A 15526-nucleotide genomic window follows, 5' to 3' on the forward strand; every position below is an offset into this window, starting at 1 on the left:
GTGCTCATGAATTCGCCCATATTGCAATTATTGGTGCTCGCGGGCATCGCGGTGTTCCTCATCCTGCGCCTCAAGAGCGTTCTGGGAAGTCGCGAGGGGTTCGAAGGCCCGCCCCGCAGTCAGGCAGAGCCGGCGGCGCGTGACCGTCGACAGGGTTTCGAGGTCATAGAAGGAGGGCCTGATCAGGATATAACGGATCACGTCGCCGAGGATTCCGACGCCGCTGCAGCCCTTTCGGACATGAAGCGCGCCGATCCGTCTTTCAGTGTCACGGATTTCCTGCAAGGTGCCCGTGGTGCTTACGAAATGATCCTGATGTCCTTCGAGCGTGGCAATCTTGACGAGATAAGCCCGTTTCTTTCCCAGGACGTTTTCGAGAGTTTCGCGCAAGTCGTGGACGCCCGTGAGGAACAGGGATTGAGCGTTGAGGCGGAATTCGCCGGTGTACGGGAAATATCGCTGGTGGATGCCGCGTTTGACAGCGAAACCCGCAAGGGAGAAGTGACCGTGAGATTCGTCGGAGAGTTGACTTCGGTTGTCCGTGACAGCACCGGCGAGATCGTCGAAGGTACACCCGGCCAGACCAAGCGACAGCGCGATGTCTGGACATTCGAGCGTATCATGGGCTCGGATGATCCCAATTGGCGGCTCGTCGCCACGGGCGAATGACCCGGGCAATCCGGACGGCGATCGGGTTCTGGATCGCGATGGCCGGAACGGTCATGGCGTCAGATCTCGATTACGAAATCCTCGACTTCGAGGATCTGGCCGGCTGGGAAGAAGACGATCATCAGCAAGCACTCGACGTTTTTCTCGATACCTGTCCGGACATGACGGAACCCGACTGGAAAAGCCTGTGCGCACTTGCCCAGCAAAAGCCGGATGCACGCGATTTCTTCGAGCTTTTCTTTCGCCCGGTGGTGATATCGAACGATGACCGCGCCCTTTTTACCGGGTATTACGAGCCGGAACTCGAAGGCGCGCTCTCGGAAAGCGACCGCTTCAAATATCCGCTGTACCGCGCACCCGATTCCGTGCAGCCCGGCACCCGATGGCTGAGCCGCAAGGAAATCGAGACTGGGCCGGCAATGAAGGGCAGAGGCCTCGAGATCGCCTGGGTGGACGACCCTGTCGAATTGTTCTTTCTTCAGGTTCAGGGATCCGGGCGAATCCGGCTTCCGGACGGGCGCAACATTCGTGTCGGTTACGGTGGATCGAACGGCCATGACTACCGCTCGGTTGGACGGGAAATGGTCCGCCGCGGGATCTATTCCGTGCATCAGGTCTCGGCCGATGTGATAAAGAGCTGGGTGCGCAGAAACCCGCGGAAGGGCCGGGATCTTCTGCATCACAATCCATCCTACGTATTCTTTCGCAGGGTTGACGAGGTGCCGGCGGATGAAGGACCGCTTGGCGCCATGAACCGCTCGATCACCGCGGGTCGCAGCATCGCGGTGGATCCCGATTATACACCACTTGGCGCTCCGGTATGGCTCGAAAAGGCGGGCAAGGATCCGATAAACCGCCTGATGATCGCACAGGACACCGGATCGGCGATAAAGGGACCGCAGCGGGCGGACATCTTCTTTGGCACCGGGGACAAGGCCGGAAGGCGTGCCGGGCACTTGCGTGACGGCGGCCGGATGGCGATTCTTCTGCCGATACAACGCGCCTATGCAATGCGTCCGGAGGTGCCATTGTGACCCGACGCAAGTTGCGGCCGGAAGAACTCGATCTCTGGCGGCAAGTTACGCGGACCACGGACCCACTGCATCCCGAGCGACAATTAACCGCATCGGGGCAAGAAACACCGGAATGGATTCCGGATCGGGAAACCGGGAAGAAGGACCGATCCGAGAAAGCCCTGCCTGATTTCCAGATCGGTGAAAAGTCCGGGAGGGGCGGTGCCGGGTCCCTGCCGATGCCACGAACCCACCTGTCGATGGACAAGAAGGCGTTCACGAAACTCCGCCGTGGAAAGCTGGTGCCCGAGGGGCGCATTGACCTGCACGGAATGACTCTGGAAAAGGCGCATCCTGCCCTTATCGCGTTCATACTGAGATCGTTTTCAGATGGAAAACGGCTGGTTCTCGTGATCACGGGCAAGGGACGGGCAGGCCCGGACACGGGCCCGATCCCCGCACGTCCGGGTGTATTGCGGCATAACGTACCACAATGGCTGACGCGTCCGCCCCTTTCCGGCATGCTTCTTCAGATCACCGAAGCGCACGCGCGTCACGGTGGCGCCGGAGCTTATTACGTGTATCTGAGGCGATCACGCCAATAAGGGACGGGCCCGCGCGATTCCGATGCCCATCATGAGGGTTGTGAATACGAAATAGGCCGCCACGACCGCGAACTGCGTTTCAATCCCGATCCCCAGATCGATGCCCACCCCGGTCAGGCCGGGGCCGATTGCGGAACCCAGGACCATGATCGCGGCGGCCATGGCCTTGATCGACCCGATATTGCCTGTCCCGTAGAACTCTGCCCAGAAGGCGTTGGGGAGCGTCGTGTTCGCTCCGGTCGTGAGTGCAAGGAAGAAAAATCCGCTCAAGAGCGCCAATGGACCGGCCCCCAATGCAAAAATCGCGAAGGCTGCCACCATGGGAAGTTGCATGAAGGGCATCAGGCGCGCCGTGCCCACCCTGTCGAGCGCCCACCCCGACAGGACCATCGCGGCAATGCTGACACCTGTATAGAATGGAAACATCGCCACCAGCTCGACATGAGCCACCGATTTCACCTCGGCGAAATGAACCTGATGAAAGAAGAAGGCGGTGTTGAAGGCCGATGGCCCCAGAAGCGCTGGTATCATGAACCAGAAAAGAAAATGGCGCAGCGTCTGACCACGCGTCCAGTGCCGTGCGTCCATACCGAGAGATTGGCTTGTTTCCGCCCAACTCTGTGGCGTTCTTTCCCGCCGAAGCAAAAGGATGAGAAGGGGAATGCCCAGCAAGGCCACGACACCCATGGCACCCCAGAGCAAGCGCCAGTCATATATCAGCATCAGCGAGACGAATATGAGGGGCAGCAGCGCCTCTCCCATGGCGAAGCCCAGTGTCGCAACCGACAGCGCCTTGCCGCGGGTGGCGACGAACCAGCGGGCCATGGCAACCACGGCGATATGGCTCATCATGCCCTGTCCGGTGAAGCGAAGCGCGAAAATGATAAATGGCAGCAGCCACCAGACCGGGTTGAGCGCCATCGAAAGACAGGCTCCGGCCATCAAGATCAGGATAACCGGCGCCAGTGCCCGAACCCGGAACCGATCGGTCAGCGCACCTGCCCATACCATCACGAGCGCCGAGGCGGTTGTGCCCAGCGTGTAGATCCCGCCCCATTGTCCATGGCTCAGGTTGAAAGCAATGCGGATTTCGCCTGCGAAAACCGAAATGAAATAGGTCTGTCCGATGCTGGACAGGAAAGTCAGCAGAACCCCGGCCGAAAGCCACGGCGCGTTTTCACGAAGAAAGACGAGAATCGGCATGAACCCTCTGTCGCCCGAAATGACGGGCAATGGAAAGCCGATTCACGCCGCCGTTGCTGGCGCCGTGAAATCTCAAAGAACGTAACGGCTCAGGTCCGCGGAACGTGTCAGTTCACCGAGGTTGGCCTCCACGAAATCGGCATCCACGGTCACTTTCTCACCAGCCTTGTCAGGCGCGGTGAAGCTCAGTTCCTCGAAAACACGTTCCATCACGGTATAAAGACGCCGGGCGCCGATATTTTCGACCGACTGGTTAACCTCCGCGGCAATGCGTGCAAGGGCCGCTATGCCGTCTTCCGTGAACTCGACGGTCACGTTTTCGGTTCCCAGAAGGGCGGTATATTGACGTGTCAACGCATTGTCCGTCTCGGTCAGGATGCGCACGAAGTCCGCTTCGGTGAGCGCCCGAAGCTCCACACGGATCGGAAGACGGCCCTGAAGTTCCGGCAGAAGGTCAGACGGCTTGGCGATGTGGAAGGCGCCGGATGCGATGAACAGGATATGATCCGTCCTGACGGCGCCGTGCTTGGTCGATACCGTCGTTCCCTCGATCAATGGAAGCAGATCGCGCTGCACACCCTCGCGTGATACGTCACCGCCCCGTGCCTCGGATTTGGCGCAAACCTTGTCGATCTCGTCAAGAAAGACGATGCCGTTCTGTTCGACCGCGTCGAGTGCGGCGCGGTTTACAGTTTCGTCATCGAGAAGTTTGTCCGCCTCTTCGCCGATAAGCAGATCGTAGCTTTCCGCAACAGTCACCTTCTTGCGCACGGTTCGTCCGCCGAATGCCTTTCCGAAAAGATCGCCCAGGTTCATCATCCCCATCTGGCCGCCCCCCGGCTGTCCGGGTACGTCCATCATCCCGAGAGGGTTCGAATGATCGGCCACGTCAACCTCGATCACCGTATCATCCAGTTCACCATTCTTCAGCTTTCGCCTGAACATCTCTCGCGTGGCTTCGCGCGCATCCTCGCCGGCAATGGCGGAAATCACCCGGTCCTCGGCCGCCTGATGCGCGGCGGACTTGACGTCTTCGCGCATCTGCTCGCGGGTCATGGCGATCGCACTGTCCACGAGGTCGCGGATGATCTGCTCGACATCACGGCCGACATAGCCGACCTCGGTGAATTTCGTCGCTTCGATCTTGATAAAAGGCGCGCGCGCAAGTTTCGCGAGCCGGCGGCTGATCTCGGTCTTGCCAACACCGGTGGGACCGATCATCAGGATGTTCTTGGGATAGACCTCGTCGCGGAGATCGGGCGCAAGTTGCTTGCGGCGCCAACGGCTGCGCAGGGCTACGGCGGTTGCGCGCTTGGCGTCTTTCTGTCCGATGATGAAACGATCGAGCTCGGAAACGATCTCGCGGGGGGTCAGGTCTGTCATGAAGCCTCCGAATAGGGTGGCAGTCTGTTCTTGCCCGGAAAATCGGGCAGAATGCGCATCAAGCCTACGCGCAGGCTCACCCAGGTGCTTCCCAGATAGGTGACAATGGCACCGAGAACCAGCAGCATGAGGGGAAGCGACAGCTCGCCCTCGCCAAGCCGCATCGCCCACGCCACGACAAGACCCAGATAAACGAGACCGGCGGTCAGGAAGGATCGCCGGTCAATGATCAATGCAAAGCCTGTGATCAGGATCAATGCCCCGATGGTAAGTGCCATACCTGCGCTGCCGCCAATGTTGTAGGCGGTCATCGCGAAGGTGTTCACCAAGGCCGGCGCGGCCAGAAGGTGCAGCCAGAACGCCGAACGGGCCATCCGCCCAAGGCGATGCGGGTCGCGTATATCGAACCACATGGCGGCAACCAGGGCCAAAGACCCGAAGACCAGCGTACCGATGGCCAGGCCGCCGCCCCGCCGCAGATCGAAAACATCTGCCAGCTCTTGCATGGACGTATCGGCGGCTGTCACCGCGCCGGTGATGCCGAAGACGACACCAAGACCGTAAACCCCGGCGAGAAACATTGAAAACGGCACCCGAAAGACACGATAATGCAGAAGCATCGCGGCAATGCCGATCAGGCCCAGGAACACGATGGTCAACCCGCTGTCATCGGGAACCCCGATCACCGACAGGACCCAGATGGAAAGCAACCCCACAGCCTGGCCAAACCCGATCACGAGAACGATGGAGGGAAGCGTCATGCGCCGCCTCCTGGTGAAGTACAGTGCCCCGAGCCACGAACAGGCCGCGATCACGGCGGCAACGACGGGCATGCTTTGGGTTGCGGTTGCAAGCAGGGCGGCCCCTGCCAGCAGAAGCACGAGCCCCACCGATATGAAGATTTCGGCGAAGCCGCGGAAAAGCTCGAACGGTTCGTCCTCCGCCAGACCCTGTGCAAGGCGTCCGGCCCTGGAATGTGCCAGGCTTGTAAGGCGGGCGGCCTGGCTCTCGTCAATGATGCCCGCGGCGGCGGCGGCGCGAAGATCGTCCTCGGTCAGGGTCATTGGTGCGCCCCGATGGTTTCCACGGTGAGGTTTCCGTTCGTGTAGACACAGATATCGGCGGCGATTTCCATGGCTGCCCGCGCGATCTCTTCTGCGGTCCGGTCGCTGTCCATCATGCCGCGGGCGGCGGCAAGTGCGTAATTTCCGCCTGAGCCGATGGCGGCGACGTCATGTTCGGGCTCAAGCACGTCGCCGGCCCCCGTGACCATGTAAACCTGCTCGCCGTCGGTGACGATCAGCATCGCCTCGAGCTTCTGCAGATACTTGTCCGTCCGCCAGTCCTTGGCGAGATCCACACACGCGCGCTGCAACTGTCCCGGTGTCGCCTCAAGCTTGGATTCAAGCCGTTCAAGCAGGGCGAAGGCATCCGCGGTGGAGCCTGCGAAACCTGCCACAACATCATGACCGCCGGGTCGGAGCCTGCGGACTTTCCGGGCACTCCCCTTGATGACAGTCTGCCCGAGGCTGACCTGCCCATCGCCGGCGACCACAACTTCGCCTCCCTTCTTCACGCCGATGATCGTCGTGCCGTGCCAGCCGGGAAATGCGTCATCCGACATGATGGCCTCCTGTCGTTTCACCTTGTATGCATGCGGACTACACGGCCTGCAAGCGCGGAAAGGTGAGCCGAAACCAAAGAGGGGCGCCAATCGCGGCGCCCCGTGACAGTGCATTTTCGGGCAGTGGGTTCAGATGGATTCCTTGATCCAGCTCTCAAGCGCGGCCTTGGGTCGTGCGCCCGCCATGTTCGAAACGACCTCGCCATTCTTGAAGATGAAGAGCGCGGGAATGCCGCGCACGCCCATCTGAACGGCAGTATTGGGATTGCTGTCAACATCGACCTTGGCAACCTTGATCTGGCCTTCCAATTCCGATGAAAGTTCTTCCAGCGCCGGGCCGATCTGCTTGCATGGGCCACACCACTCCGCCCAGAAATCCACGACAACGGGAATTTCGGAATTCTTTACTTCGGACTCGAAGGTATCATCGGTCACGGCGACAGTGGACATGGTCATTCTCCCGGGAGTGTGTGTCTGAGAGGCGAACGTAGGCAGGGTCGCGGGCAACGTCAAGGCGGGGGCGCCGCCCGAAGAGCCGCTCTCACCATATCGTGCGGCAATGGCATCAGCGTCGCTGTCCGTGTCCAAAGAAGGGCTGTCCTCACCGACTTCCTCGGATAAATCGCGCCGAGCATCTCCGAGTAGGCACCCATCTGCCGCAACAGGCCGTCGGGCACATCCGTCACGCTGTCTGGCACCATCGCGTTGGTCTTGAAGTCCACGGCAAGGACATGGTCCGGGCGGATCAGAAGGCGGTCTATCGTGCCGTGACCCCGCATTCCTTCATCGGATATCGGTGCCGTGACCGCCACCTCGGTCAGGGCGTCCCGGGAGAAAAGATCAGCAAGACAGGGCTTTTCGAGCACATTCACGGCTTCGGACAGAAGCAGTTCCAGTTCCCGTCCTTTGGCCTGATCCGGCCCGCCTTCAAGAAGACTGGCAGCCGTGGAGGGCCATTCCTGCCGGGAGACCCGCGGCAGAACCTCCAGAAGCCTGTGAATCTGTCTTCCGCGCCGTTTCGCGGCCTCCTCGTCCAGACCCTCCTCTCCGGCAAGAGCCTTTGAACCGCCCAATTCCGACGGTGCAACCGTCTTTGCCCGAGCAGGCGCGGCCGGGGCGGATCGGCTGTAGAAGGACTCAAGATCCGGGTATGCATCCGGCTCGGGATATCCCGTTTCGATCTGTGATCCGGCCCAGTCTCCTTCTTGGTGCCGCAGGCCCTCGCCGCCCTCGAACGACTGTTTCATCGCACCGGCGGTTTCCATGCCGGTCCTCACCTTTTCATACCACGTGTCACCGGACTTGCCGAAATCACCATGCGCCGCGACGATCAGCCATTTTTCGGCTCGGGTCATCGCCACGTAAAGCAGGCGGTCGCGTTCTGCCCGTCGTGCCCGCTTCATCCCTTCGATGGTTTCGCTCACCCTCTGCGGTGTCTCGTGAGAGGCGCTCCGCCAGAGCGCTGTGCCGTCTTCGCCACGAATTATATGATCATCCATGGTCAGGTTGCGCTGACCGGTTTCGGGCAAGATGACGACAGGGGATTCAAGCCCCTTGGCCCCGTGAACCGTCATGACGCGGATACGGTTCCCGGCGTTGTCCATCTGGCGTTTGATCTCGAGTTCGTCGGTTTCCATCCAAACGAGGAACCCCGTCAGGCTGTCAACTGCCTGTGTTTCGTAGGCCAGGGCCTGGGACAGAAGCGCGTCGAGTCCGTCCTCGGCCTCGTTGCCGAGACGAGCCAGCAAGCGCCGGCGTCCGTCATGCCGAATCAGGATCCGTTCAATAAGGTCATAGGGGCGAAGGTAGTCCGTTTGTGCCCTGAGATCCTGCAAAATCGCCATAGTCTCGGGAAAGGCGTCCGCCCGGGCACGCAACGCCGGCCATAAGTGTCTTTCCGTCCGTTTGTGAGCCAGATCGTAAAGTTCCGCTTCGGACCATCCGAACAGGGGGGACCGCAGTGCCGCGGCAAGCGAAAGACTGTCTTCAGGCAAGGCAAGGAAGGACAGCAACGCACCGATATCGCGCACCGCGAGTTCCGCACCCACTCTGAGACGGTCCGCGCCGGCCACGGACAGCCCCCTTGCCTTGCAGGCCCGGATCAGCTCGTGAAAGAGAACAGAACGGCGTTGCACCAGGATCAGGAAATCACCGGGTGCGACGGGCCGCATGCGCCATCCGCCGTCGCCATCGGGTGCTTCCGGAATCCGGGCACCATCCTTGATCATTTGCGTGATCGAATCGGCAATCCGATGGGCCAGGGTGATCGCCGGAGCGTTTCCGGCCGGTTGATCCAGCGGGGAATACCAGGGCTGATCGTCGTCGTCCGGCGGGGGCGGCACGACCGGCCACAAATCCACCCGTCCGGGCAAGGTGGACTTGAACGCCCTGTGTGTCTGCGCCGCCGAAAAGCCGGAGCCTTCGGACCCTGCGAAGGTGTGATCCACGACAGACAGGATCGCGCCGGCCGACCGGAAGGAATATTCCATTTCCATGCGCTGAAGGGGTGTTCCGGTGTTTTCCAGACGTGCCGCGAAATCGCACTGCATCCTGTCAAAGGCGTCCGGATCCGCGCCCTGGAATGAATAAATGGATTGCTTCTTGTCTCCGACAACGAAAATGGTCCGGTGTCTGTCTGATAGCGCGCCCTGCCCGCTGGTGAATTCCTGTGCCAGCCTTTCGATGATCTGCCACTGGACCGGGCTTGTATCCTGGGCTTCATCAACAAGGATATGGTCTATACCGCCATCAATCCGATAGAGAACCCAGGCCGCCACATCCGGGTTGGTCAGAAGATCGCGCGTCCTGAGGATAAGATCATCGAAGTCGAGCCACCCCTTCTTCTGTTTCGCCTGATCGTATTCGGACAGGAAAAGATGCGCGAAATCGTGAAGAGCCCCGGTTTTCTCCAGTGTCGCCATGGCAAGACGGGCTTCGCGCGCGTCCGCCACTCTCTCCATCCAGGCATTGAGCTCCTCGGAAAGGTCACCAAGCCTCTTGCGGAGCGCCTTTGTCGGAAAGGGCTGCCTTGTCACGTCCGGGGTCTTGGGTGCGAACGCGTTGTCACCGGACTTGAGCAGAAACACATCCTCCAGAACCGGCAACGCCGTGATGTCCAGCGTGTCGATGCAGGCCAGTTTCCCGCCACCATCACGGTCGTTGGAACCGCTTTCCAGAAGGGCGGGAACAAGCTGTTCCAGCAGCGGCCCTTCATGACCGTGAAACACCGCCGCTGCGATGCTTTCGTTGTCCTGCCCATCGGCCAGGCCCAGTGAATGCCGCAAGGCTGTATGGTCACACCGGTCAGTGAAGGCTGTCCTGTGGCGCACGATCTCGGCCGTCAGACCCTCCAGGGATTCCCCGGGATAGTGTCTTGCGATGCCCCGCAAAATCGGGGATTTCGGACCGGCCGCGATATCCTCCGCGATTTCGGCACGCAAACGCGCGGCGGTGCGATCCTCCATTTCGGAAAACTGAGGGCTGACGCCGGATTCGAGAGGAAAACGCCGTAACAGAGACGCACAGAACGAATGAATCGTCTGAATTTTCAACCCGCCGGGTGTTTCGATCGCACGCGCGAACAGACGCCGCGCGTCCTGAAGCGCGGTATCAGGCAACGGTCCCTCCAGGCCAAGGGCATCAAGCGCCCGGGTCAATTCGCTGTCGGGCAGCATCGCCCAGCTGCCGAGCCGGGCGAAAAGCCGGTTCTGCATCTCGCTCGCCGCTGCCTTTGTATATGTCAGGCACAGGACATGCTGCGGATCGACCCCGTCCAGAAGCAGGCGCGCGACCCGGTCGGTCAGAACCCGGGTCTTGCCGGAGCCGGCATTCGCGGACAACCATGTCGAGCGGTCGGGGCGGGCCGCGTCGATCTGACGTTGGCTGGCGGGATCGTGCTTTTTCATTCAAGCCTCGTTTTCCGCGGTGCTGCGGTCATGTCCCATTCGCCGTAGCGTGCAAGATGATCGAAATCGCCGGGTTCCCGCATGGTGCGGTCCATCCGACGTGATGTGTACCCCTGGTCATGCTCCATGTACGCGCTGATCAACTTCCGAAAGTCATGCAATGTCTCTTCGGTCGGAGTTTCTTCCAGCGGAACAGGCTGTTCCACGGGCTTGGTACCAAGCCCGATAAACGCGGCACCCGCCACCGGAGCCGCGTCCAACGGGCCGAAACCCGCTCGCTCCGCGATGACCGCCTCAAGCAGCAATTGCTTGTCGAAGAGTTTCTGTTCCTTGGCCCCGGGCGGTGTTCCGGTCTTGTAATCATAGATCCAGACCCGGCCTTGCGGATCCAGATCCACCCGATCAGCGGTTGCGGTCAGCGTGAAGGAGGGATCGGACAGTTCCAGAACCCCCTTTTGTTCCAACGCCACGGGATCCCCCCGCGCCCGCCTCTGCGCCTCCGTTTCCACAAACCAGCCGGCGACACGTTCAAGCCGGGCCTGCCACAGGATACGCGCCTCCGCCCAGCTTACCTTGTCACGCAGAATGCTCTCGGCCGTGTCGAGCAGAACGGCCTCCGTGCGACGTTGCGGCGCGTCACGCGTGTCGCGAATGAAGCGTTCAAGAACGTCGTGAAGGATCGTGCCGCGTAGAAGCGCATCGGGCGCACGCATCAATGGGTCCAGCGGCCTGAGCCGCAGAACGTGCCGCGCGTAGATATGATAGGGATCCCGGATCAATTTCTGTATCGCGGTTACCGGAAGCTGTGTCGGCCGTGCGTCCGGGGGCGGGCAGGGCGACGGCCGCGGCGCGGGCTCCGCGCTCTCCGTCGCTTCCAGAATTGTCGCCCGCGACAGCCATTTCTTTCCGCGTTGCCGGGCCGCCTGAAGAGCCAGACTGCCACCCTGTTCGGGCAAGCCATCCAGCAGGTTCATCAACCGGTTCAGCCACCTTGAGGCGACGGTTTGCGCATCGTCGGACCGGATCGACCGGCTTAGCCACACCTCGGATGCCAGTGCCGCCTGCTGGAAGTCGTGGGCGGCCAGCCCGATCCGGCGTTCGGGAAGCAGAAGCCCGGCCTGTTGGCGCAGCGAACGGTTGAGCCACGGGTCCGGTTGGGACGGTTCGGGCCAGCTGCCCTCGTTCAGCCCTGCGAGAATCAACAGGTCGGCCCCCTGGACACGCGCTTCCAGGGTGCCCCAGATACGGATCCCGGGATGTGCGGCGCTTGATTGATGGACTTCCTCGCGGGACAGGACACTGGTGAAGAGGGCGCTGTAATCCGACGCGTTGATCGGTCCGCCATGCGGTGCGGATTCGGCAAGCGCATCGACCGCCCGGCGCGCCACTGTTCCAGCCTCCTCGCACCATAGAGTGCCGCTGCCGGTGTCGGAACTGCCGCTGGCAAGGGTCTCTGCAAGGGCCAAATGCTCGGTGACCCGCTCCTCAAGGGGCCGTTCCCCCCCGTCATCGTGAACCGAGAGGGCCTTGCCGATCCATGCCGCCCAGGCGGCCGCATCGCCTTTCTGGTTCGCGGCCCATCCAAGGATGTCTTCCGGCCCGGGATACGGCGGCCCGTCGCGGCGAAGGTGCAGTTCCAGTTTCCGCGTAAGCAGGAGGTGCCCGCCCCGGCCGTTGCCCGAATGGGTAAGCGGGTGCTTGAGAAGTGTCAGAAGCGTCGCGGCGGAAACCGGATGGCCATGGAGGTCGGCAACGTGGCGTAGGAACCGGCCGGGCGGGGAAAGGTGCAGGGGCTGCCCCGCGCTGTCATCCGGCAGGATACCCCACCGGTCGAGAGACGCAGCGACCTGACGTGTCAGAGTCCGGTCCGGCGTTACAAGGGCTGCGGTCTGTCCCTCCTCGGCCGCTTTTCTCAGACGCATTGCGATCGCGAGTGCCTCCTGCCGGGCAGATGGCGCCTCCAGCAAAGTGACATTTTCCATCGCCGTATCGATGTCCCGAAGCCGCGGGCCATCGCGCAACCATTGATCGGTCACTGGCGCGGGCCTGAGCGCCAGCGAAAGAAGCTTGTTGCGTGCCGGTACGGGTGGTGAAGCAGGCGTCCAGCGCCTGACCATGCCGGCAGTCAGCCCAAGCTGACCCAGGAAGGCATGAAACCTGTATTGCGGATGATCTTCGGAATGCAGCGGATCGTCCAGTTCCTTCCACACGTCCTCGGGGGTGTCGAAATCGAAACCCGGAAGCAGGACAGCGCCTTGTGGCAACTGTGCCACTGCACACATGAGCATTCGCGTTGCGCCACGCGACCCGGTTGATCCCGCCACGATGACCGGGTGTTCCGGCGGACTGGATTGCCAGAGCCGAGACAGCGACTCGACGACCATGCGTTGCCGTGCTTCTGTGCCGGGTCGGTCGCTGCCGGCGTCGAAATAGGGCCGCACGATGTTCAGGAATGTCCTGATGCGGGCCCAGTGACCGGATTGATCGCTGACATCGAGCCTGTCGATAACATCCGGCGAAACCCCTTCGCCATGCATCTCGTCCATCAGTCCGGCAAGACTGTCCGCCAGATCGTAAATGGCCGCACGCGGTGCTATATCGGGCTCCCTGTCGAGAAGCGACGCTACAAGCCGCGCCAGCTCCAGCCGGCGTTCGAGGGGAGGTGCGGCGGCCGGTATCCCGCTCAGGTTCCAGGTCTCCCCGATATCCGTCACCAGACTTATCCGGGGCATGAGACATGGAGGGCCGGCATCGAAAAGGTCGCGCAGCCTTCGTGCCGTCCGCCGCGTGTTCACGATGATCTGCGTGCGCGCCAATGTCTCCGGAGGTTTCCCGTCCAGCCGGGTCCGCAGACCGCGCAGAAGCTCCCCGGCGAAATCCGTACCGGGCGGCAGGCCAAAGACCCGGGCATGTTCCGCGGGCTCAAACATCGTGGTGGTGAAGCATGGCTTCGGCGGCGCTGATACCCTCGGGGTTTCCGGCGTCGGCCCAGTGGCCGGGATAGGCAATCGCGTGCAAAGTACCCTGCGTCAACATCGCATCCCAGATCTCGTTCATGGAAAAAGGGGCCTCCGGCATCTCTGCCACTCTTTCCGTTTCAAGGATCTGCGCGCCGGTAAAAATCAGGGAACCATCGCGCCTTGCGCGCCCGTCGCGGCCCACTTCGAAATCACCCGGTCCGGCATGCCCGTGTGCCCGGCCGGCCGGAACACACAAAAGCAGGGCCTCCATCGCTCCGGGCCGCCATGCGCGCCGCAGGCACTCCAGAGGGTTCGGCCCCTTCCAGACGGCATCGGTGTTCATCGTGAAGACCGGACCATCACCCAGCAGCGGCAGGGCGGCCCTTAATCCTCCGCCGGTATCCAGTATGTCCGGCTGCTCCCATGAAAGCACCACATCGCGGTCCGCAAGGTGGCTTGCCAGCGCATGCGGCTTGTAGTGCAGGTTCGCCACGATCCTTGCCGGGGCGATGCCGTTCACCTGTTCGAGAGCATGATCAATCAGCGGAACGCCGGCAACGGGCACAAGCGGTTTGGGGCGGTCCGCGGTAAGTGGACCCATCCGGGTGCCGAAACCGGCGGCGAAAAGCATTACGCTGTCGGGACTGTCGCGCATCCGGATTTCAACCTGTTCAGGATTTCGGCTGTGGGTTCAGGCAATACATCATGGACTGCTGGCGCAACAGAGGTCATCGACGGGTGGGCAAGATCGCGTTGCAGAAGGGACCATACCCGCGGGATCAGATCGACGTAGTGTGGTTTGCCGTCACGCAGGCAGAGCCGGGCGAAGACACCGATTATACGAAGGTTCCGCTGTACACCAAGACAGTGATAGGCGGCTTCGAAAGCCTCCGGATGCACTGTACCGGAGTCCTGAAAATGCGCCAGCATGGCGGACTCCACGGACACGGGCACGTCGCGCCGCGCGTCCTGCAACAGCGAAACGAGATCGTAGGCACCATGGCCGCACATCGCGTCCTGAAAATCCAGAAGACCGACCCGTGCGTTGCCCTTGCGATCAGGCAGCCAAAGCAGGTTTTCGGCATGGTAATCCCTGAGGATCACCACATCCCTCCGGCTCGCGTGTCGGTCAAGCAGGGGACGGAAGCGGCTGATGAAATTCTCGCGCGCGGCCATGTCCGGCCCGTTAGCGGACCGCAGGTACCAGTCAAAGGCAAGTGCCGAGAGATCTGCCATCAATTCCGCCGTGTAAACCCCGAGTCTGGAAGGCGGATCATGACGGTGCAAATGAATGAGAAGGTCCGTTGCGGCGTAATAGAGCCTCTCCTCTTTGCCGGGGTCGGCATGAATGACCCGTCCGAACAGGTCGTCGCCCAGATCCTCCAGCAACAGGAAGCCGTGAACCTCGTCCGAGGCAAGTATGCGCGGCGCACTGAGCCCCAGATCCGCCAGGTACCGCGCAATTCGCATGAATGGTGCGACATCCTCGCCTTGCTCGCGCGGTGCATCCATCAGGACCGCGGTGTCATCCCCGCAGCGCAGCCGCAGATACCGCCTGTTTGACGCATCACCTGCAATCACCGAAGTCGCGGCGTTCGCCCAGCCCGCCTTTGCAAGGAACTTTCCTGCGTCGTGATCACGGTCATTCATGAAGAAGGGCGTCCCGTATCGTCTTGTCCCAGCGTGGATCGGTCCAGGCAAGGATCATGCGGCGGCCAATGTCGTTATCGGTGGCAACCAGGGTCAGGCAAAGTGCTGTCCCGGGCGTGAGCGGGCCCAGCCGGTCCGGCCATTCAACCAGGCAGATCGCATCGGAAAAAGCCTCGCTCAACCCGGTTTCCTCGATTTCCTCGGCGCTTCCCAGACGATACAGGTCAGCATGCCAGATCTCCGGGCCTTGTTTAGACGTGTAAGTCTGTACCAGCGTGTAGGTGGGTGACGGAACGTCTTCAGGCGCGGGCAGTGACGCCTGTATGAGACAGCGGGCAAAATGGGTCTTGCCAGCGCCCAAATCACCCCCGAGAAGGATCACGTCACCGGCGTGCAAGAACGGTGCCAGAGCCTGCGCGCAGCGGCAGGTTTCATCTGGCGAGGCAAGGTGCAGTTCATGGTGTCTTGTGGTCATTGCCCGACACTACACGTGCCGGACCGGCCTGCAACAAGT

The 15526-nt window shown here is 61.6% G+C and carries 13 protein-coding genes; 3 read left to right on the plus strand and 10 right to left on the minus strand.

Annotation, left to right across the window (positions count from 1 at the left end; genetic code table 11):
* Nucleotides 1–6: 6 nt before the first annotated feature.
* From DQW77_RS01185 to DQW77_RS01195, 3 genes are read left to right on the plus strand one after another with little or no spacing between them, the layout of a single operon-like run.
* Complete coding sequence (locus DQW77_RS01185; protein ID WP_113256323.1) at nt 7–669, plus strand: Tim44/TimA family putative adaptor protein; 663 nt, start codon at nt 7–9, stop codon at nt 667–669.
* A complete protein-coding gene (locus DQW77_RS01190) occupies nt 666–1703 on the plus strand; it encodes a murein transglycosylase A (protein ID WP_113256324.1) in 1038 nt (345 codons plus the stop codon). The genes DQW77_RS01185 and DQW77_RS01190 overlap by 4 nt, the downstream gene beginning before the upstream one ends.
* On the plus strand, nt 1700–2287 hold the full coding sequence (locus tag DQW77_RS01195; RefSeq protein WP_404947916.1) for a Smr/MutS family protein: 588 nt from the start codon (nt 1700–1702) through the stop codon (nt 2285–2287). Before DQW77_RS01190 ends, DQW77_RS01195 begins: the two co-directional genes overlap by 4 nt.
* Here DQW77_RS01195 and DQW77_RS01200 read toward each other — a convergent pair.
* From DQW77_RS01200 to tsaE, 10 genes are all read right to left on the minus strand, one after another.
* Nucleotides 2276–3490, minus strand: coding sequence for an MFS transporter (locus tag DQW77_RS01200; RefSeq protein ID WP_113256326.1), 1215 nt, complete (start codon nt 3488–3490; stop codon nt 2276–2278). The two genes, DQW77_RS01195 and DQW77_RS01200, sit on opposite strands and share 12 nt — an antisense overlap.
* A gap of 72 nt (nt 3491–3562) precedes the next feature.
* The gene (gene hslU / locus DQW77_RS01205) at nt 3563–4873 is read right to left on the minus strand and encodes an ATP-dependent protease ATPase subunit HslU (RefSeq protein ID WP_113256327.1); all 1311 of its coding nucleotides are present in this window, start codon (nt 4871–4873) and stop codon (nt 3563–3565) included.
* Entirely contained in the window at nt 4870–5937 is a 1068-nt protein-coding gene (locus tag DQW77_RS01210; protein WP_113256328.1) for a hypothetical protein, read from the minus strand. The genes hslU and DQW77_RS01210 overlap by 4 nt, the downstream gene beginning before the upstream one ends.
* Nucleotides 5934–6497, minus strand: coding sequence for an ATP-dependent protease subunit HslV (hslV, locus tag DQW77_RS01215; protein WP_113256329.1), 564 nt, complete (start codon nt 6495–6497; stop codon nt 5934–5936). The genes DQW77_RS01210 and hslV overlap by 4 nt, the downstream gene beginning before the upstream one ends.
* A gap of 129 nt (nt 6498–6626) precedes the next feature.
* Entirely contained in the window at nt 6627–6947 is a 321-nt protein-coding gene (trxA, locus tag DQW77_RS01220) for a thioredoxin (RefSeq protein ID WP_113256330.1), read from the minus strand.
* Nucleotides 6948–7006: 59 nt separating this feature from the next.
* Nucleotides 7007–10402 (minus strand): double-strand break repair helicase AddA, encoded by a 3396-nt coding sequence (gene addA, locus DQW77_RS01225; RefSeq protein ID WP_113256331.1) that lies wholly within the window; start codon nt 10400–10402, stop codon nt 7007–7009.
* Nucleotides 10399–13332, minus strand: coding sequence for a double-strand break repair protein AddB (gene addB / locus DQW77_RS01230; protein ID WP_113256332.1), 2934 nt, complete (start codon nt 13330–13332; stop codon nt 10399–10401). The genes addA and addB overlap by 4 nt, the downstream gene beginning before the upstream one ends.
* The gene (locus DQW77_RS01235; RefSeq protein ID WP_113256333.1) at nt 13325–14017 is read right to left on the minus strand and encodes a nucleotidyltransferase family protein; all 693 of its coding nucleotides are present in this window, start codon (nt 14015–14017) and stop codon (nt 13325–13327) included. Before DQW77_RS01235 ends, addB begins: the two co-directional genes overlap by 8 nt.
* Nucleotides 13993–15012: an aminoglycoside phosphotransferase family protein gene (locus DQW77_RS01240; protein WP_113256334.1), complete on the minus strand. Its 1020-nt coding sequence runs from the start codon at nt 15010–15012 to the stop codon at nt 13993–13995. Before DQW77_RS01240 ends, DQW77_RS01235 begins: the two co-directional genes overlap by 25 nt.
* Nucleotides 15005–15487 (minus strand): tRNA (adenosine(37)-N6)-threonylcarbamoyltransferase complex ATPase subunit type 1 TsaE, encoded by a 483-nt coding sequence (tsaE, locus tag DQW77_RS01245; protein ID WP_113256335.1) that lies wholly within the window; start codon nt 15485–15487, stop codon nt 15005–15007. The genes DQW77_RS01240 and tsaE overlap by 8 nt, the downstream gene beginning before the upstream one ends.
* Between the last annotated feature and the right edge of the window lie 39 nt (nt 15488–15526).

The organism is Roseovarius sp. TE539, from assembly GCF_003298505.1.
Classification (GTDB): Bacteria; Pseudomonadota; Alphaproteobacteria; order Rhodobacterales; family Rhodobacteraceae; genus Roseovarius.

What these genes read in the sequence shown, in the direction of transcription:
- tsaE (WP_113256335.1), bottom strand. Translation starts at nt 15,487, where the DNA reads ATGACCACAAGACACCATGAACTGCACCTTGCCTCGCCAGATGAAACC.
- addA (WP_113256331.1), bottom strand. Translation starts at nt 10,402, where the DNA reads ATGAAAAAGCACGATCCCGCCAGCCAACGTCAGATCGACGCGGCCCGC.
- DQW77_RS01200 (WP_113256326.1), bottom strand. Translation starts at nt 3,490, where the DNA reads ATGCCGATTCTCGTCTTTCTTCGTGAAAACGCGCCGTGGCTTTCGGCC.
- trxA (WP_113256330.1), bottom strand. Translation starts at nt 6,947, where the DNA reads ATGTCCACTGTCGCCGTGACCGATGATACCTTCGAGTCCGAAGTAAAG.
- addB (WP_113256332.1), bottom strand. Translation starts at nt 13,332, where the DNA reads ATGTTTGAGCCCGCGGAACATGCCCGGGTCTTTGGCCTGCCGCCCGGT.
- DQW77_RS01210 (WP_113256328.1), bottom strand. Translation starts at nt 5,937, where the DNA reads ATGACCCTGACCGAGGACGATCTTCGCGCCGCCGCCGCCGCGGGCATC.
- hslU (WP_113256327.1), bottom strand. Translation starts at nt 4,873, where the DNA reads ATGACAGACCTGACCCCCCGCGAGATCGTTTCCGAGCTCGATCGTTTC.
- hslV (WP_113256329.1), bottom strand. Translation starts at nt 6,497, where the DNA reads ATGTCGGATGACGCATTTCCCGGCTGGCACGGCACGACGATCATCGGC.
- DQW77_RS01235 (WP_113256333.1), bottom strand. Translation starts at nt 14,017, where the DNA reads ATGCGCGACAGTCCCGACAGCGTAATGCTTTTCGCCGCCGGTTTCGGC.
- DQW77_RS01185 (WP_113256323.1), top strand. Translation starts at nt 7, where the DNA reads ATGAATTCGCCCATATTGCAATTATTGGTGCTCGCGGGCATCGCGGTG.
- DQW77_RS01240 (WP_113256334.1), bottom strand. Translation starts at nt 15,012, where the DNA reads ATGAATGACCGTGATCACGACGCAGGAAAGTTCCTTGCAAAGGCGGGC.
- DQW77_RS01190 (WP_113256324.1), top strand. Translation starts at nt 666, where the DNA reads ATGACCCGGGCAATCCGGACGGCGATCGGGTTCTGGATCGCGATGGCC.